Annotated in this window: 13 protein-coding genes; 4 read left to right on the plus strand and 9 right to left on the minus strand. The window is 60.1% G+C overall.

Annotation, left to right across the window (positions count from 1 at the left end):
• Nucleotides 1-6: 6 nt before the first annotated feature.
• Genes BUC24_RS25180 through BUC24_RS25205 form a run of 6 tightly spaced genes read right to left on the minus strand, consistent with a single transcriptional unit; the run spans nt 7 to nt 7644 of the window.
• On the minus strand, nt 7-1011 hold the full coding sequence (locus BUC24_RS25180; protein WP_178372620.1) for an AAA family ATPase: 1005 nt from the start codon (nt 1009-1011) through the stop codon (nt 7-9).
• Nucleotides 1012-1013: 2 nt separating this feature from the next.
• The gene (locus BUC24_RS25185) at nt 1014-1640 is read right to left on the minus strand and encodes a DUF4159 domain-containing protein (protein WP_073223303.1); all 627 of its coding nucleotides are present in this window, start codon (nt 1638-1640) and stop codon (nt 1014-1016) included.
• 6 nt (nt 1641-1646) lie between these two features.
• Entirely contained in the window at nt 1647-2984 is a 1338-nt protein-coding gene (locus BUC24_RS25190) for a TldD/PmbA family protein (protein WP_073223305.1), read from the minus strand.
• Nucleotides 2985-2996: 12 nt separating this feature from the next.
• Nucleotides 2997-4634, minus strand: a complete 1638-nt coding sequence (locus BUC24_RS25195; RefSeq protein ID WP_073223307.1) for a TldD/PmbA family protein — start codon at nt 4632-4634, stop codon at nt 2997-2999.
• A 19-nt stretch (nt 4635-4653) separates the two neighbouring features.
• On the minus strand, nt 4654-5991 hold the full coding sequence (locus BUC24_RS25200) for a TldD/PmbA family protein (RefSeq protein WP_073223309.1): 1338 nt from the start codon (nt 5989-5991) through the stop codon (nt 4654-4656).
• Nucleotides 5992-6006: 15 nt separating this feature from the next.
• Nucleotides 6007-7644 (minus strand): TldD/PmbA family protein, encoded by a 1638-nt coding sequence (locus BUC24_RS25205; protein WP_073223311.1) that lies wholly within the window; start codon nt 7642-7644, stop codon nt 6007-6009.
• Nucleotides 7645-8010: 366 nt separating this feature from the next.
• Here BUC24_RS25205 and BUC24_RS25210 point away from each other — a divergent pair, with 366 nt between their 5' ends.
• From BUC24_RS25210 to BUC24_RS25220, 3 genes are all read left to right on the plus strand, one after another.
• The gene (locus BUC24_RS25210; protein ID WP_073223313.1) at nt 8011-8808 is read left to right on the plus strand and encodes a class I SAM-dependent methyltransferase; all 798 of its coding nucleotides are present in this window, start codon (nt 8011-8013) and stop codon (nt 8806-8808) included.
• 142 nt (nt 8809-8950) lie between these two features.
• Nucleotides 8951-10507, plus strand: a complete 1557-nt coding sequence (locus BUC24_RS25215; RefSeq protein WP_073223315.1) for a S1C family serine protease — start codon at nt 8951-8953, stop codon at nt 10505-10507.
• Between the two features lie 36 nt (nt 10508-10543).
• Nucleotides 10544-11014 carry a hypothetical protein gene (locus BUC24_RS25220; protein ID WP_073223317.1) on the plus strand — a complete coding sequence of 157 codons (471 nt, stop codon included), beginning with the start codon at nt 10544-10546 and terminating at the stop codon, nt 11012-11014.
• Here BUC24_RS25220 and BUC24_RS25225 read toward each other — a convergent pair.
• Entirely contained in the window at nt 10989-12602 is a 1614-nt protein-coding gene (locus BUC24_RS25225; RefSeq protein WP_229448786.1) for a serine hydrolase, read from the minus strand. The two genes, BUC24_RS25220 and BUC24_RS25225, sit on opposite strands and share 26 nt — an antisense overlap.
• The gene (locus tag BUC24_RS25230; RefSeq protein WP_073223319.1) at nt 12599-14455 is read right to left on the minus strand and encodes a M1 family metallopeptidase; all 1857 of its coding nucleotides are present in this window, start codon (nt 14453-14455) and stop codon (nt 12599-12601) included. Before BUC24_RS25230 ends, BUC24_RS25225 begins: the two co-directional genes overlap by 4 nt.
• Nucleotides 14456-14598: 143 nt before the next feature.
• Here BUC24_RS25230 and BUC24_RS25235 point away from each other — a divergent pair, with 143 nt between their 5' ends.
• Complete coding sequence (locus BUC24_RS25235) at nt 14599-15174, plus strand: TMEM165/GDT1 family protein (protein ID WP_073223321.1); 576 nt, start codon at nt 14599-14601, stop codon at nt 15172-15174.
• Between the two features lie 45 nt (nt 15175-15219).
• Here the strand turns inward: BUC24_RS25235 and BUC24_RS25240 are convergent, their stop codons facing one another.
• Entirely contained in the window at nt 15220-17847 is a 2628-nt protein-coding gene (locus BUC24_RS25240) for a CehA/McbA family metallohydrolase (protein ID WP_229448815.1), read from the minus strand.
• Nucleotides 17848-18066 lie beyond the last annotated feature (219 nt).

An 18066-nucleotide genomic window follows, 5' to 3' on the forward strand; every position in this document is an offset into this window, starting at 1 on the left:
GCAGTCTCAATCGACCTTGATGTCGTTGCGCAGCGCGAGCAGGATATCGGCGATGGCCACACCGTCGGCCTCGGCCTCGAAATTGCGTAAAACCCGGTGTGCCAGCACTGGCAACAGCATCGCGCCAATATCATCGCGGGTGACGGCCAGCCGGCCGTGCATCAGGGCGCGCGCCTTGGACGCCAGTACCAGGGCCTGACCGGCACGTGGCCCTGCGCCCCAGCCGACATGCTTGATCACGCTGGCCACCCTGGAATCCTGCGGGCGCGTGGCGCGTACCAGGCGCGTTGCATAGCGCAGCAGATGCTCGCCGATCTCGATATCGCGCACCAGCATTTGCAAGCGCAGCAAGCTGGCCACATCCATTGCGGCCACCGCGTCTTGCAAGCCTGCGTGCGTGGTACGCGAGACCATTGCCATTTCCTCGTCTTCGGTTGGATAACCAACGTCGATGCGTAGCAGGAAACGGTCAAGCTGCGCTTCTGGCAGCGGATAGGTACCGGCTTGTTCGATCGGATTTTGCGTGGCCAGTACAAAGAATGGCTGCGGCAGCTTGTGGGTTTGGCCAGCAAACGTCACGCTGCGTTCCTGCATGGCTTCGAGCAGCGCGGACTGGGTTTTGGGCGGCGCGCGATTGATTTCGTCGGCCAGCAGCACCTGGGTGAACACTGGTCCCTGCTGGAAGCGGAACACGCGCTGGCGCGTGCTGCTGTCTTCTTCCAGAATCTCGGTGCCGACAATGTCGGACGGCATCAGGTCGGGCGTGAACTGCACCCGGCGGAACTGCATGTCGGTCGCTTGCGCGAGGGACTTGACCAGCAGCGTCTTGCCAAGACCAGGCACACCTTCGACCAGCGCGTGGCCACCGGCCAGCAGACAGATAATGAGCGACTCGACCACCTCGTCCTGACCGATGATCACCCTGGCCATGCTGGCGCGCAGGGCGCCGACTTTGGCCGTCAGGTCGGCAATCTCTTTTTCATCCCACGCCACCACATCACGTTCCGACACAATCAAGCTCCCAAAGCATACTGAATAATATTGACCGCAAAGCGGGTATTGTCGATGACCAGCCAACGCTTGTTGCGGAAATCGTAGTCCCACTCGCAGCCGTAATCCTTGTTCGAATACAGTACCCGCACGCGGCCGTCGAACTCGATCGCCTTCAGGTAGTCGTGCACCAGATCGTCGCCCCAGCCGTTGAGCTCATTGCCGGTGTTGGGCGGCCCGTCGAACTGGAAGAAGCTCGAATACACCGGATGGTTATTCGGGATCTTGTGCAGCGCCTTGGGGCCGAACATGCGCGCCAGCTCGGCCTCGAACGACTTGGCAAACAGCCCGTCGATGTCATGGTTGCAGTCGTCCACAAACACAAAACCGCCGCCGCGCACATAGCGCTCGAAGTTCTTGCGCTCGGCCGGGGTGAACTGCACCAGCTTGTGCCCTGCCAGATAGCAGAACGGCGCTTCCAGCATCTTCGGGTCCGACAGGGCGACCACCCGCTCGGCCGGATCCACCTTGAGGGTGGTGTATTCGACCAGCGAGTTGAGCACGTTGCTGGGCATGCGGATATCCACATCCCAGTCGCCCGAGTCGTACATCAGGCGCGTAAAGTAGAAATCGTAACTACGCTTTGCCACTGCTGTTTATACCGCGTCCGACAGCGACGTAAAGTTAAAGTCGCGCAGTTTCATGGCGGGCACCATCATGGTCAGACCATTGCCTTCGCTGCCAATGATCTGCGAGCGCCCCAGTTCTTCCACATTGTTGAGCATCGTGACCGGGCTTTCATTGAAGCGGAAGTTCTTGACCGGATGCTTGATTTTGCCGTTCTCGATATAGAAGGTGCCGTCGCGCGTCAGGCCGGTCAGCAGAACCGATTGCGGATCGACCGAACGGATGTACCAGGTGCGCGTGACCAGCACGCCCTTCTTGGTTGATGCGATCAGTTCTTCCAGCGACTTGGTGCCGCCCGCCATGATGATGTTGCCCGGCTGGCCGATCGCGCGTGCCTTCTGCTTCTGCGCCCAGAAGCGCGAGTAGTCGAGCGAAGCGACTTTGCCGTTCTTGATGATGTCCACGCGCTCGCGTGGCAGCATGTTCTGGGTATCCCAAGGGCTGACCGGTACGTCCTTGTCCCATGGGTCGGCCCATACATTGACCTGCTCATCGAACAGCTTTTCACCGAGGCGGTTACCACCACCTTTTTTGGCAAGGAAGCTGCGGCCTTCGTCGGCACGGCGCGCATCGAAGCCGTTAAACATGAAGTTCAGCAGGCCGGAAGCGGCGGCCGGTTCCAGAATCACGGTATAGCGGCCTGGCTCAAGTGCTTTCGCATCGACTGAACGCAGCGCCTTGTCAATGGCGACGTTGGACGCTTCACGCGCATCGAAGCGCTTCGCATCGTTGGCTGACCGCGTCACCCAGCCCGAACCGCGCCCGTCTTCGGTCCGCGCAGTGCAGGTGAAATTGAGATCGGTGAAAGTCCGGTAGCCAAACACACCGTTGGAATTGGCAATCGCCTCAAAGCCGGTGGTATCGATGAAGAAGCCGGCGGTGACCAGTTTCTTGTCGCGCGCCGACAAAATGCTGTGCGACGCGACCTGGGCGCGAAACTCGGGATCGATGGCGGCGGTGGCCTCGGCAAATTCGGCCGAAGGGCGGTATTCCTGCTTCGTCACGGCGGGCATGAACTCTGGATTCTCGGGCGCCAGACGGGCCACGTCTTCCGCGCGGCGCACCACTTTTTCCAGCGATTTTTCGTCAAACTCATTGATGGTGGCGGTACCCTGGCGTTTTCCGAAGGATACCGTCACGGCGATCTGCATGTTTTCGTTCAGGCCAGCGGTGGAGACGCTGTTTTGCGCATAGCGGATATTGCCGGTACGGGTACCACTGACATTGACGGAGCACTCATCGGCCTTGGAAAAGCCGATCACACGGTCGCAGACGCGCTTTGCTTCTTCCTGGTTCAACAATTTCATTGTGTTGGTCCTTTACCCGATTTTGCGGGCTGTGTTGATCACGTTAATGCCGTTGAAGCGGGTCGTACTGGACCCGTGCGATACCGCGCTGACCTGCGAAGGCTGGCCTTTACCGTCAAAGAACGAGCCGCCCATGCGCCAGTCGCGCTTGTCGCAGATCGCGCTGCAGGCATTCCAGAAGTCCTGGGTATTGGACTGGTAGGCCACGTCTTCGATTGGGCCGGTGATTTTGCCGTCCTTGATTTCGAAGTACAGCTGCCCGCCGAACTGGAAGTTGTAACGCTGCTGGTCAATCGAATACGAACCGCGGCCCAGGATGTAGATGCCCTTCTTGACGTCCTTGATCATCTGGTCTGGCGTGAGCGATGCCTTGCCTGGCGCGAGCGAGACGTTGGGCATGCGCTGGAATTGCACGCTGTTCCAGCTGTCGGCATACGAGCAGCCGTGCGACTCTTTCTCGCCAATGATGTGAGCCTGGTCGCGCGTGGCCTGGTAATTGACCAGAATGCCGTCGCGGATAATGTCCCAGCGCTTGGCCGGCACGCCTTCGTCGTCGTACCCGACTGCGCCGAGCGAACGCGGCTCGTTTTTGTCGGCGATGAAATTGACGCGGTCGGCGCCAAACTTGAATTTTTTGGTCTGCCATTTATCCAGCGTGGCAAAACTAGTGCCTGCATAATTGGCTTCGTAACCGAGCACGCGGTCCAGTTCCGTAGGGTGGCCCACCGACTCGTGAATCGTCAGGAACAGGTGTTCCGGGCTGAGCACCAGATCATACTTGCCCGGTTCGACCGATTTGGCCGTGAGCTTGGCGCGCGCATCTTTTGCTGCCGCGCGCGCGTCTTCAACGATGTCGTACGACTTGGTGTACAGGGTGGCTACGCCGCCGGCAGCTTGCACCTTGTCTTCCTTGCGGGCGTCAAAGTATTCGTAGCCCATGCCTGCGGGCGAAGCCAGGCCGTCGCGCGTGCGGAAGCGGTTGCTGGCCTTGTCGACCGCGGTCGCCGTCATTGGCGACCAGAGGCGGTGAATGTCCTGGTCGATGTACGAGCCATCGGTGGAAGCAAAGTACTTCTGCTGGTTCACCTGGAACAGATTCGACGTCATGAAGCTGGCGCCCGCATCCAGACCGGCCTTGTTGGCCGCGATCAGCATCTCGGCCTTGTCCTTGACCGGCACCGTGCGCCAGTCCTTCGTGAACGGTGTGGCCCAGCTGACTTCACCCACGCCTTTGACAGGCGCCAGTTGCAGCGGCTCGGCCTGCAGTTTGGCGTTGGCGCGCGCGATCGCGACCGCCTGGCGTGCGGCAGCGGCAATGCTGTCGCGCGACATGTCGTTGGTGGAAGCGAAGCCGTAGGCGCCGTTTGCGATCACACGCACGCCAACGCCGCTGGACTCGGTATTGACCACATTTTCGACGTTCAGGTCGCGCGTGGTGATGAACTGATTCAGGTAGCGACCGATGCGCACGTCGCAGTAGCTGGCGCCGGCCTTGGTGGCCGCCTCCAGTGCAACATCGGCCAGCGCCTTTTTGAACGCGGCGCCGACCGGATTGGTCAGCGCTTCGGCAGCGACGGCATTGCCAAACACCGGCACCATGATGGCGCCGGCGGCGCCGCCGCTGATTTTAAGGAAGGTACGTCTTTCCACTCTGTCTCCAGCTAGATTGTCAGACCGCGTCGGACAGCGACGTGAAATTGAAGTCGCGGACCTTCATCGGCGGGATCAGCATCGAATACGGCACTTCGTCACCGGCGATGATCTGCGGCTTGCCGATTTCTTCGATATTGTTCAGCATCGTCACCGGGCTCTCGTTGAAACGGAAGTTCTTGATCGGGTGCTTGATCTTGCCATTCTCGATATAGAAGGTGCCGTCACGCGTGAGTCCAGTGAGCAGCACCGACTGCGGATCCACCAGGCGGATGTACCAGGTACGCGTGACCAGGACACCCTTTTTGGTGTTGGCGATCAGTTCCTGGGTCGATTTGCTGGTGCCGGCCATGATCATATTGCCTGGCGAGCCGATGGCGCGCACGCCTTGTTTCTTGGCCCAGTACAGCGAATAGTCGAGCGCAGAAACGCGGCCATCCTTGATGATGTCCATACGCTCGCGCGCCAGTCCGGTGCCGCCGTCCCACGGCAGCACGGCGGCATCCGGATTCCAGGGATCGCACCAGATATTGACCTGCTGGTCGAACAGTTTTTCACCCAGACGGTTGCCGCCGCCCTTTTTGGAAAGGAAGCTGCGCCCTTCGTCAGCCTGGCGTGCATCAAAGCCGCCGAGCATGAAGCCAATCAGGTCCGAGGTGGCGGCCGGCTCCAGAATGACCGTGTAGCGGCCAGGTTCCAGCGCCTTCGCTTCCACCGAACGCAATGCCTTTTCGATGGCGACGTCAGATGCTTCGCGCGCGTCGAATTTGGACACATCGGTGGCCGAGCGCTTGACCCAGCCCGAGCCGCGGCCGTCTTCGGTGCGCACGGTGCAGGTGAATTCCACACCGGTGCTTTCCTGGTGACCGAACACGCCGTTCGAATTGGCGATGGTGTTGAACGAAGTATTGTCGGTAAAGAAGCCGGCAGCAATCAGCTTGTTCTTGCGGCTGGCCTCAATGCTGTAGGCGGCAGTCTGCGCGCGGAAATCCGGATCAATCGCAGCAGTTTTCTTGTTGAAGGTTTCGGTCTGTTTATAGGCCTGCTTTTCGACGGCGGGCATGAACTCCGGATTCTCCGGCGCCAGCTTGGCCAGCTGCTCGGCGATGCGGACCACCTTTTCCAGCGACTTGTCATCAAACTCGGTAATGGTGGCGGTGCCCTGCTTTTTACCATAGGCGACCTGCACGCCAAGCTGGTTCGATTCCACCAGACCGGCAGTCGACACATTGTTGCGCGCGTAGCGGATGTTACCGGTACGCCCGCCATTGATGAAGACACTGCACTCATCGGCTTTGGTCAGCGACATTACCTTGTCACAGATGCGGCGCGTTTCTTCCTGGGTCATGATTTTCATGTGCGCTCTCCTGGCTTAGCCGATTTTGCGTGCGGTGTTGATGACGTTAATGCCATTGAAGCGCGAGGTGCTTGAACCGTGCGACACGGTACTGACCTGGCTAGGCTGGCCTTTGCCGTCAAAGAACGAACCGCCCATGCGCCAGTCGCTTTCATCGCAGATGGCGCTGCAGGCATTCCAGAATTCCTGGGTGTTGGACTGATAGGCCACGTCTTCGAGCGGCGCGCCGATTTTGCCGTTGACGATTTCGAAGAACAGCTGGCCGCCAAACTGGAAGTTGTAGCGCTGCTGGTCGATCGAGAACGAACCGGCACCCACGATGTAGATGCCCTTCTTGACGTCGGCAACCATCTGGTCCGGGGTCAGCTTCTTCTTGCCTGCCGCGAGGGAGATGTTGGGCATGCGCTGGAACTGCACACTGCTCCAACTGTCGGCGTACGAACAGCCATGCGACTCTTTCTCGCCGATGATGTGGGCCTGGTCGCGCGTGGCCTGGTAGTTGACCAGAATGCCGTCCTTGATGATGTCCCAGGTTTTGCACTTGACGCCTTCATCGTCGTAGCCGACCGCGCCCAGAGAACCAGGGATGGTCTTGTCCGCAATGATGTTGACGCGCTCGGAACCGTACTTGAATTTTTTGGTTTCCCATTTGTCGAGCGTGGCAAAGCTGGTACCGGCGTAGTTTGCCTCGTAGCCGAGCACACGGTCGAGCTCTGTCGGGTGGCCCACTGATTCGTGGATGGTCAGGTACATATGCTCCGGCGAGAGCACCAGATCGTATTTGCCCGGCACCACAGACTTGGCCGTGAGCTTCTGCTTGGCGTCGCGGCCGCAGGCGCGTGCGTCTTCGATCAGGTCGTACGAATCGGTGTACAGCGTGCACACGCCGCCGGCCGCCTTGAGTTTGTGCTTTGGATTGGCATCCAGGTATTCGTAGCCCATACCCACCGGCGTGGACAAACCCTGGCGCGAACGGAATTTGTTGGTGGCCTTGTCGACTGCGGTGGCAAACACCGGCATCCACATGCGATGGATGTCCTGATCGATATACGAACCGTCGGTGGAGGCGAAATACTTCTGCTGGTTGACCTGGAACATGAGCGACTGCATGAAGCTCGCGCCGCCGTCCAGACCGGCCTTGTTGGCAGCGATCAGCAGGTCGGCCTTTTCCTTGATCGGCACGTTGCGCCAATCCTTCTTGATCGGCGTGGCCCAGGAGACTTCGCCCATACCCTTGACTGGCGCCAGACGCACTGGCTCGACCTGCAGCTTGGCGTTGGCCTTGGCGATTGCCACGGCCTGACGCGCGGCCGATGCCACCGAGTCGGGCGACATGTCGCTGGTGGCGGCAAAGCCGTACGCACCATTGCAGATCACACGAACGCCGACGCCGGCCGATTCCGTGTTGACGACGTTCTCAACGTTCAGATCGCGCGTGGTGATGAACTGATTCAGGTAACGGCCGATGCGTACATCGCAGTAGCTCGCGCCAGCCTGGGTGGCGGCGGTCAGGGCCGTGTCGGCGAGCGTCTTTTTTAATTTCGCAGCGAGGGGGTTGAGCAGCTCTTCGGCTGCGATCGCATTGCCGAAAACCGGGACCAGCATCGTGCCCAAAGCCAGGCCGCTGATATTGAGAAAAGCACGTCGTTCCATTGTATCTCCTAACACTCACGCCGAAGAAGGCGGTCCGCCAGCAAAGGTGGCCGCGCATATTTACACCACTATCTGGAACAGCCCATGCATATGCAGGGCCGATAAAAATCTGCTGAAACGATATCAGCAAAATTGGGACTTGAATACGCAAAGTTTGTGCCACTGTCTAAGTCGTTGATTTTGACAACGCAGGGTGTCCGAAGCCGGTGTCCGGGCTGTCCGATCCGGTGTCCGGCAGCTCTGGCGGACACGATGTACATATGAGAAAAGCGCTTGACCGGGGCACGTGCATATCCCATCATCGGCATGGCACAAAAACCGCGTACCAAACTCGCAGTCCCGATCCACTCAAGGAGATATGCATACATGAAAAAACTGATTCTGGCCGCCCTGCTGGCCACCGGCATGGCCGGCGCCGCACATGCCGACGACGCACTCAAAGCAGCCATCGCCAGCAAGGAGCGCACCCCGGCCAACGTGGCCCGCGATGGCGCACGCCATCCGTATGAAACCCTGGGCTTCTTCGGCATCAAGCCGACCATGACGGTGGTTGAACTGTCGCCCGGCGGCGGCTGGTACACCGAAATTCTCGCGCCCTACCTGCGCGAAAAAGGCAAGCTGATTGCAGCGGGCGAATCGCCCAAGTCGACCAGCGAAGGCGCACGCCGTTACGCCGACAACCTGACCAAAAAAATCGACGCCAATCCCGCCATGTTCGGCAAAGTGCAGCGTGGCGTATTCGAGCCGCCGCGCGAGTACAACTACGCGGCGCCTGGCAGCGTCGACATGGTAGTCACCTTCCGCAATATCCATAACTGGACCGGCCTTGGCGACGACAAGGTGCGCGAGATCTTCAAGTCGGTGCACACCGCACTGAAACCGGGCGGCGTGTTTGGTGTAGTCGATCACCGCATGCCGGCCGATAAGCCAGTCGTGGCCGACAGCGGCTACCTGCATGAAGCAGCCGTCATCAAAATGATCGAGGCAGCAGGCTTCAAGCTGGCCGCCAAGTCGGAAGTGAACGCCAACCCGAAAGACAAGGCGGACCACAACAAGGGCGTATGGTCGCTGCCACCGGTTCTGGCCAACAAGGACGTGGACCGCGAAAAATACATCGCCATTGGCGAAAGCGACCGCATGACGCTCAAGTTCATCAAGCAGTAAGCATCATGCTTTGCGCATGAAAAGCGCAATCCTCAAGATGCCGGCCGGCCCGCAATGGGCCGGCTTTTAATGCAGCCTTAAGTCCCTGCGCTTGCTGCAGCGTGTATATTTGCGGTAACGTCCCCTCCCCCTTAAGAAAAACATGACCACATTGCGACTCATCGCGGCATTGACATTGTCTGCCGCCAGCCTGCTGGCGACTGCCCAGGAAGCCCCCAAAGAGGCCAGCGTTCCCGCAAGTGCGGTTGCGCCCGCGCCCGCGCCGCCGATCCCGGCCAATCTGGAGAATTCGGTGGTCAAGGTGTTTTCCACCCTGCGCCGCCCGGACCCGTTCAAGCCGTGGAGCAAAGCGGCACCGACGGACATCACCGGTTCTGGTGTGGTCATCGAGGGCAAGCGGATTCTGACCAATGCGCACGTGGTCGGCTACGCCAGCCAGGTACAAATTCAGGCCAACCAGGCTGGCGACAAGGTGTCGGCCACAGTGGTTGCCGTGGCGCGCGACATGGACCTGGCCATCCTCAAACTCGACGACGAAAGCTTCTTCGACACCCACGCACCGGTGGCCCGCGCAAGCGTGCTGCCGAATGTGCGCGACCAGGTATTCGCGTATGGCTACCCGACCGGTGGCACTTCGCTCTCGATCACCAAGGGGATTGTCTCCCGTATCGAGTTTGTCAATTACAGCCTTGATACGGCCGGGCTGCGCATTCAGATTGACGCTGCGATCAACCCTGGCAACAGCGGCGGCCCGGCGATCGCGGGCGACACCATGGTGGGCCTGGCATTTGGCACTGCCACCAATGCCCAGAATATCGGCTACATCATTCCCAACGAAGAAGTTGAGCTGTTCCTGAAAGACGTCGCCGATGGCCGCTATGATGGCAAACCGGCGCTGCTTGATGAAACCCAGACGCTGGAAAACCCTGTCTTGCGCACCTTCCTCAAACTCGACAAATCAGTGGCTGGCGCGGTCGTGCAAAGCCCCGGTGCGGAAACGCCCGGCTACCCGCTCAAGGAATGGGATGTGATCACCAAGATCGGCGATTCCCCGGTCGACAACCAGGGCATGATTGCGCTTGGCTCGAACTTGCGCGTGCGCTTCCAGTATCGGGTCCAGCAGCTCGCCAAGAATGGCAAAGTGCCGCTGACGATCGTGAGGGGTGGACAGGAATTGAAGGTCGATGCGCCGCTATCCATGGGCCGCAAACTGCTCATTACTGATCTGGATGGCGGCTACCCTTCTTACTTCATCTATGGCCCGATTGTGTTTTCGCGTGCCAGCGCCGAATTCCTGTCCTTCATGTCGGGCAATGCAGGTGTGCTCAACGCCTATGGCTTCATTGGCAGCCCGCTGGTCACCCACCGCGCCAGCCCGCCGACACCTGAGCGCCAGGAGCTGGTGGTGGTCAGCTCACCGTTTTTCCCGCACAAGCTGGTGACCGGCTACAGCAGCCGTTTCGGCTCGGTGATCTATTCGATCAACAAGGTACCGGTGCGCAGTCTGGCGCATCTGGTCACACTGCTGCGCGACTCGAAAGATGAACTGATCGTGATTCACTTCGACCAGCGCGGCGGCGAGAACATGGTCTTGCGCCGCAAGGACATGCTGGAGGCGACCGAATCGATCTTGTCCGATAACGGCATCCGCATGCAGGGTTCGAAGGACATGATGGATATCTGGGACAAGAAGAAATGAAAAAAATTGGCAGTCGAAAGGTATGAGGCCGGCCCCATGTGCTACATGATCGTGCTCAGTACAGATACCGACTTTGACCTCACACGTCTCAGCAGCAGCCTGTTCGCCTTTTCGAGGGAGATGCCCCGGGTCGCAGAGACAGTGTATCTGACGCACGCTCATCACTGGTATCTGGCCTCCAGCGAAGGCTGCAGCTGCAGCTTTCGTCACCTGTCGGGGGAAAGTGTCACCCTCGGTTTTGGCGCACCTGAAGACTGGTTCCCTGAACACGCAGACCACGTCGCAGCCACAGCGCAGGTCGTCGCGGCGTTTCGATCGATCCTGGCGAGCGGTGCACAACTTGACTGTATCGATGCATGGGCATCGGACGACCCGGCGCCCACGCCGCTCAACGACACAGTGCAGGTTGATCTGGGCGCCATGCCCGCACCCCATTTCCGCTTCTTCGAACAGCACCGCCTGGTGCTGACCGATTCCTCGCTTACTTCGGCTTCGCCACTGGCGTGAACACCAGATCCTGATAGTCGTAGCTGAAGTCCGTTTCGTCCGATACCTTGGCCATCTTCATCCGCTCGATGCTGCCGTCCGGGTTCAGGTCAAAGGTGACATACGCATCGGCGTTCAGGTTGCGCTGGTCCCAGCGCACGATGAAGGTATTGTGCTGAAAGTGCTCCAGCTGCCCCGTCAGGTCGGCAGTGCGGCCAAAACTGAGCACGCGCTTTTTGCCCACCTGCTTGATTGAGACTTTGCCATACCAGGCATCCTGATACTCGCCGTCGTAGGCCGACAGCGGTAGCGACGGCACCGACTTTGCCGCCCGCGTGGCGTTGGCAGTCTTCTGCGCGGCCAGGTCTTTCGCGTGCCGTCTGGCTTCGTCGTCGCGGTACAGCGAAATCCAGTCAGTTGGCGCCGCACCTAGATAATGGTCGAGCAGACGGTATTGCAAGGCCTGCATGGCGCTGCCGTTTTCGGCGTTCGTCAAAATCGCGATCCCCAGTTTCGCTTCCGGCACCATGGTCACGCGCGAATAGAACCCCTGCAGCGCGCCACTATGGGTGGCAATCTTCATGCCCTTGTAATCGCGCAGCTGGATGCCCAGGCCATAGGCCAGAAAATTCGGCTTGGTTGCTGCCAGGGCAGCCGGCGGATCCTTGATTTCCATCGGCGTTTGCACGGACCACATTTCGGCTGCCTGTTTGGCCGAATACAGGCGGCGGTCCTTGTCAATCACGCCGCCGTCGAGCTGCGCGATCATCCAGCGCGCCATGTCTTGCGCGTTGGAGTTGATGCCGACAGCACCGTCGGCGTTCGCCACTGCCATCGTCTTCACGGGAGCCGCCTTGCCATTGATCTTGCTGTGCGCGTGGGCCACATCCGGCTTACCCGCGTTGGCTGCAATGCTGGTGGTCGTCGTGTCCATCCCCAGTGGTGCAAGAATGCGCTCGCGTACCGTTTCGCCCCAGGACTTGCCCGACTTTTGCGCAATGATCTTGCCGGCGACGATATAAAGCAGATTGTCGTACGCGTACTTGTCGCGGAAACTGGTGGCCGGCTTCACATAGCGCAGACGTGCAATGATTTCGTCGGGCGTGAAGGTGGTATCGGGCCACCACAGCAAGTCGCCAGCGCCCAGACCCAGACCGCTGCGATGCACCAGCAGGTCGCGCACCGTCATTTCGCGCGTGACGTAAGGGTCGTACATCTGGAAGTCGGGCAAATGCTTGGTGACAGGATCATCCCAGGCCAGCTTGCCTTCATCAACCAGCATCGCGAGCGCAACGGCGGTGAACGCCTTGGAGTTGGAGGCAATTGCAAACAGCGTTTTGTCGTCGACCGGCGCCGCTTCGCCCAGCTTGCGCACGCCGAAGCCGCGCGTTGCAAGCACTTTGCCATCCTTGACGATGGCTACGGCCATGCCAGGAACATCGAAGGTGCTCAGAATGCGCGCCACATCCGCATCCAGATCGGGCGCCACCGCGGCTTGCGCCGACACGGCGACTGGCGCGGCAACTTGCGCGTTGACGCTGGCGGCGCTGAGCGGAAGCAGCACGGACAAAGCGACACAGCGCATCACAGGCATAGTCACGATCTTCATTGCGCTTCCATCGCCTTGCCCACGGTCTTCTGGGTCGCAGGGTGATAGCGTTCGCGCGCTTTCTTGAAGACTGCTTCTGCAAACGCCTTGTCTTCGGGATTCTGGCGCAGCGCCGTGTACAGGGGAACGACAAATTTTTGACGGCCGACGCTCATCAGGAAGGCGTTGAGCGGTTCGCGAATGCCGCGATAGCCGGCGTGAATCGAAGCACGATAAAAGCGGAAGGCGACTTCGTTGTTCCCCGTTTTACCGACCGCGAAGGCATCGTCCAGCTCCTTGAGCTGGGCAGCAGTCGCCTTGTTGTCGATATCATTCAGGAATTTCATCCACTCGGTGGCGGTCCATGTTTTCGTCTCGAGTTTGGCCGTTGGCACCTCGCCCTTGAGCCAGGCAGCGCGCAGCGTGTCGAGCGCGGTCAGACGCGGCGAGGTGACGCGTGGTGCGCTGGCAGGAATACCAGGCGCATGCAGCCATTCTTCCAGTTCGGCAGCGCTCATCAGATCAGGATGGGCGGCCAGCAGATTTTTCTGCAAATAGTCGACAAACTGTTCGGTGGTCACGCTCTGGAAGGCATGCTGATCGAACCAGCCACGCAGGAAAGGATCGAAGACCGCGCGGCCGGCCCGGGTTTCCAGTGTGCGCAGCAGCCAGGCGCCCTTCGGATACACCAGCCCCTCGTCGGCATACTCGGCGGACGAGGTATCGGCGCTTTTGGTGATCAGGATCTGCTTGGCCGGTTCGATCTTGGCCAGCGAGGCAAGTGCTTCTTCCTGCTCCAGCTGCAGCTTCATGGTCGCCACATCGGCCCCGTACAGCGATTCCGTGATGCGCGCTGTGACGTATTCGGTAAAGCCTTCATTGAGCCAGAAGTGCTTCCACGAGGCGTTGGTGACCAGGTTGCCCGACCAACTGTGCGCCAGTTCGTGCGCAATCAGATCATTCAGACTGCGGTCGCCCGCGATCATGGTCGGCGACAGGAAGGTCAGGCGCGGATTTTCCATGCCGCCAAACGGGAACGACGGCGGCAGGACCAGCATGTCGTAACGCCCCCAGCGGTAAGGCCCATACAGCGCCTCGGCGGCAGCGATCATTTTTTCGGTGTCGCCAAATTCGTATTCGGCGGCCTTGATCCGCTTCGGCTCGGCATACACGCCGCTGCGCGCGCCCAGCGGCCGCGCTTCCAGCTCGCCGATGCCGATCGCCAGCAGGTACGATGGAATCACTTGCGGCATCTTGAAGTTCCAGCCACCTTTGCCGGTGGCCTTGGGGTCGTTATCGGCGCTCATGACCACCCGCAGGCCGGCTGGCGCATCGATATGGGCGCTGTACGTAAAGCGCACGGCCGGCGTATCCTGCACCGGCACCCAGGAACGCGCGTCGATCGACTGCGACTGACTGAACATGAAGGGACGCTTGCCCGACATGGTTTGCGCTGGCGTCAGCCATTGGAGCGCGCTGGCGGTCGGTGCGGTGCGATAGTAAATGCGCACCTTGTTTGGCTGGGCCGCCAGCGTAATGTGCAGCGCCTGGCCTTTTTCTTCGTCGGCCTTGTCCAGCGTGAATGGCACAGTGACCCACTTGCCCTTGGCATCCTGCGCCTGGATCCGGCTGATCGACAATTCGCGCGTATCAAGGTCCAGCGTGCGCGCCGATTTATCGAGCCAGTCAAGCGACAGTTCGGCAAAACCGGACAGCGTCTTTTTGCCGAAATCGGCCTTCAGATTCATGTGCAGGTCGGTCGTTTTGACCTGATCGTAGCGTGCGTAGCTTAATGGATCCAGGGCGAAAGCCAGAGCGCTGCACTGACTGAGGACGACGCAGGCAGCGGCGCGCAGGATGGTAAGTTTGAACATGTGGTCTCCGTAATAGGCGAACGCAGAATAGCACTTTAGGCTAGCCAGCGAAAGCGCGCGGCGCCCGTATTGACGAGGCGTGTGGCAAGCGTGCCGCGTTCCGCCTCTGCTATCATCGGGCCCTCATTTCAAGGTGTATGCATATGGAAGCCTTCCTTTTATCGACCGGGATTGTGGCGCTGGCCGAAATCGGCGACAAGACCCAGTTGCTGGCGTTTCTGCTGGCCGCCAAATTCCGGCGCCCGCTGCCGATCGTGTTTGGCATTCTGGTGGCCACGCTGGCCAATCACGCGCTCGCGGCGGCCGTGGGCGCCTGGATCAGCAGCGTGCTGGGACCGGAAGCGATGCGCTGGATTTTGGGCGTGTCGTTCATCGCCATGGCCGCCTGGACCCTGATTCCCGACAAAATCGACGACGAAGAAACCAGCCTTGGCCGCTACGGGGTATTTTTGGCCACGCTGATTGCCTTCTTTTTGGCCGAAATGGGCGACAAAACCCAGGTGGCCACCGTGGCGCTGGCAGCGCGTTTTGACGCCATTGTCGCCGTGGTCGCCGGCACAACGCTGGGCATGATGCTGGCCAACGTGCCAGCCGTGTACCTGGGTGAGCGCATTGCCGGAAAAATACCGCTCAAGCTGGTGCACGGTATTGCCGCTGCCATCTTCGCCGTCCTCGGCATTGCCACCCTGCTGGGTGCGGGCGCCAAGCTCGGCTTTTAAAGAAAAAAGGCCCGCCAAAGCGGGCCTGTAAAGAGCCGCATTGCCTTATTGCGTGGTCAGCGTCACGTCATCAATGACGAATGAAGTGGCCACGGTCGAACCCTCGATCCCTTCAAAATGGATCCGCACGGTCTGGCCCTTGTAGGCGCTCAGGTTGTAGCTTTGCTCCTGGAAGGTCGTGCCTTTATTGAGATTCGAGAACGTTGCCAGCGTCGCCAGTACAGCCCCGCTGCTGTTGCGCACCTGCACTTTGAGCGTGTCGTAAGCGTTCGTCGTGGTGGTTTCGCTGGAGACAATTTTCAACCAGAATTTAAGCGTGGCACTGCTGACCGTGGCCGGAATTGCCACGCTTTGGTAGACCGAATCGGTGTGAGCCGCGCCATAGCCATTGAGCCACGCTTTCCAGTTGCCAGTACGCGCTGCCTGCCCGCTGGCGTTGCTGATCACGCCGCTGGTGGCTGTCCAGGAAGTTGCGCCTGATTCGAAGCCGGTGTTGAGCATGCGTTGCATTGCCGTGTTGTTGCTGACCGTGAAGCTGACCGGTCCGGAAACGGTGCTGTTGCCTGCCGCATCGAAGGCTTTGGCGGTCAGTGCATGGCTGCTGTTGCTCAGCGTGGTCGAGTCAAGTGCAAGGCTGTACGGCGCCGTTGTGTCCGTTCCCTTGAGAGCATTGTCGACATAGAACTCCACCTTGCTCACGCCAACATTGTCGCTGGCGTTGGCCGACAAGGTGATGCTGCCACTGCTGCCACTGGCACTGGCCGTCACGGCCGGGGCGCTGGTGTCGCCGCCCGTGTTGTTGCTGACGCTAAAGGTCAGCGGGGTGGAGAAGCCGACATTGCCAGCCGCATCGTAGGCGCGCGCGACCAGGCTGTGGCTACCGTTCGACAGGGTGGTTGAGTTAATGACGGCAGCATACGGCGCGACATTGCTCGTGGCCTTCAAGAGATTGTCGATATAGAACTCGACCATGGACACGCCCACGTTGTCGGTGGCCGTTGCAGCAACGCTGATGTTGCCGCTGCTGCCGGATTCGCTGGCCGAGACGGTCGGTGCGACGGCGTCGCTGCTGTTGGTCTGGGTTACCCAAATTGGCGCCGACCACAAAATCTTGCCGTCACCCTGGGTGACCTTGGCGTAGTAATAATGCTCGCCTACCGACGGCGTGATGGTGGTGCTGGCCGTGGCAGCGAGCTGGCTTGGCGTGCCATTGCGGCCCGGTACTCCCTCCACGATCGATACCGTCGCGACCGACTGTCCGCCGGTGCTGGCGTAATTGGCCACCAGATTCAGGGGGCCGCTGTTGGTGAAGCGCTCACCCATGATGTGGCCGTTGGCGGTCAGCACCAGTTGCGAATTCTTGTCCATCGAGGCAAACACGCGCCGCGCCTTCAGAGCCGCGACAAAGCTGGCCTGGGTCAGCGGGGTACCGATTGGAATCAGAATGCCGGTCCGGTTGGTGTAGGACGCGCCCCAGTTGGCGCAGTGATTGTCCTGATTGGTGCTGAAGGCAATGTGGAAGCCGGCTTCCAGTGCCTTGTTGCACGCGCCTTCGTAGGTGCTGCGCCCGGTTTCGGTTTCGGTCGTGTTGGTCGAGAAAGCCGAGGTGTTGAGCACTTCGCACAAGGCCATGGCCTGATCGCCATCAGCGGAATAGCCCAGTGGAACGCCATTGACCAAAAACTGGCCACTGGAGGACGGATGGTTGAACTGGCCGACCCAGCCGCGCTGGCGCATCAGGGTGTACAGCGCCGAATAATCGGGCTTGTCAGTGAAGGTGTCTGCCAGCAATTGGCCGCCGCTGTTGTATTCCCATCCAAGCAACTCGTCCGAGTTGAAGATGTTCATGTGGCCGCCATTGTTGATGACGCCCCATTCCATGCCGTACACGGCCAGGAAGCCGGGATTGGCGGCATTGAAGTCGGCCGCCGTGGTCAGGCCGGACTGATACAGCGCCTTGGCCGTAGTGGGATTGGCGGCGGCATTGGTGCCCGAGGAACCGTCGAACATGTGGTTGTGCTCGGATGCCATCAGGATATCGAGGCCGCGGTTCTTGGCGTAGGCAAAGGCATCGGCCGGGCCGAACGGCGCTTTCAAGGGTTCCGCTGCGCCGGTGCAGCTGGTGACGGCCGAACCACCATCACTATGGTTTGTCTGACTATGCAGGTTGGCCTGGTATACCGTGTACGGCAACGAGGCTGGCGCGGGCGCGGCCGACTGCACCGTAAAGCCCGGCGCGGCCTGGCTGGCCATGTGCGGGGCAGGCTGCGTCGTCTGCAAGGGCTGGAAGAAAGGCATGGCCGGCGCGGCCGTCTTGCCAATCGCCAGCTCCCATGCCTGCTCGACGATCTCGTCGCCACCGGCAGCCAGCGCTTGATCGACCGCGGCTTCCGAGTTGTCAGCCGCGCCCTGAGCAGCGTCGTGCGCCACGGCGCGCATGCGCACCTGGTACTGGCCGTCAGGCATGCTGATGCTGTCGCTGCGGCCGGCCCAGCGCACCTTCACGGTCACGGGTTTTTTGTACAGGCGCTGCACGCCAGTCCAGTGCTGCACCACCTGGCCGCCTGGGCCCACCAGCTCCAGTCGCCACGATACATTTTGGGCGTTGGCGACGTAGGGATAATCGAACTCGAGGGTAAATGTACGCGCTTCGCTTTTGGCTGCCGCCACCATGCTGTCGGCCTTGTAGGGCACGTGCAGGGTGGCTTCAAATTCACGATGGTCGATCTCTGCGGCAAAGCCGAGATTGCTGGCGGTTAAGGCCAGGAAGACGGCACATTGTGGCAATAGAGTTCGACCGTTGTTATTACGCATGTTTTCCCCGAGTTCGTTAGAGTTGTAATGACATCTGAAAATTGTCCCAACTATGCGTGACGGGGATATGACGTACAA

This window comes from Massilia sp. CF038, from assembly GCF_900129765.1.
Classification (GTDB): Bacteria; Pseudomonadota; Gammaproteobacteria; order Burkholderiales; family Burkholderiaceae_D; genus Telluria_A.

Bases quoted from the DNA above. Each gene is read 5' to 3' on its own strand.
- BUC24_RS25205 (WP_073223311.1), bottom strand. From the start codon at position 7,644: ATGGAACGACGTGCTTTTCTCAATATCAGCGGCCTGGCTTTGGGCACG.
- BUC24_RS25215 (WP_073223315.1), top strand. From the start codon at position 8,951: ATGACCACATTGCGACTCATCGCGGCATTGACATTGTCTGCCGCCAGC.
- BUC24_RS25240 (WP_229448815.1), bottom strand. From the start codon at position 17,847: ATGGTGGCGGCAGCCAAAAGCGAAGCGCGTACATTTACCCTCGAGTTC.
- BUC24_RS25190 (WP_073223305.1), bottom strand. From the start codon at position 2,984: ATGAAATTGTTGAACCAGGAAGAAGCAAAGCGCGTCTGCGACCGTGTG.
- BUC24_RS25225 (WP_229448786.1), bottom strand. From the start codon at position 12,602: ATGAAGATCGTGACTATGCCTGTGATGCGCTGTGTCGCTTTGTCCGTG.
- BUC24_RS25210 (WP_073223313.1), top strand. From the start codon at position 8,011: ATGAAAAAACTGATTCTGGCCGCCCTGCTGGCCACCGGCATGGCCGGC.
- BUC24_RS25200 (WP_073223309.1), bottom strand. From the start codon at position 5,991: ATGAAAATCATGACCCAGGAAGAAACGCGCCGCATCTGTGACAAGGTA.
- BUC24_RS25220 (WP_073223317.1), top strand. From the start codon at position 10,544: ATGTGCTACATGATCGTGCTCAGTACAGATACCGACTTTGACCTCACA.
- BUC24_RS25235 (WP_073223321.1), top strand. From the start codon at position 14,599: ATGGAAGCCTTCCTTTTATCGACCGGGATTGTGGCGCTGGCCGAAATC.
- BUC24_RS25230 (WP_073223319.1), bottom strand. From the start codon at position 14,455: ATGTTCAAACTTACCATCCTGCGCGCCGCTGCCTGCGTCGTCCTCAGT.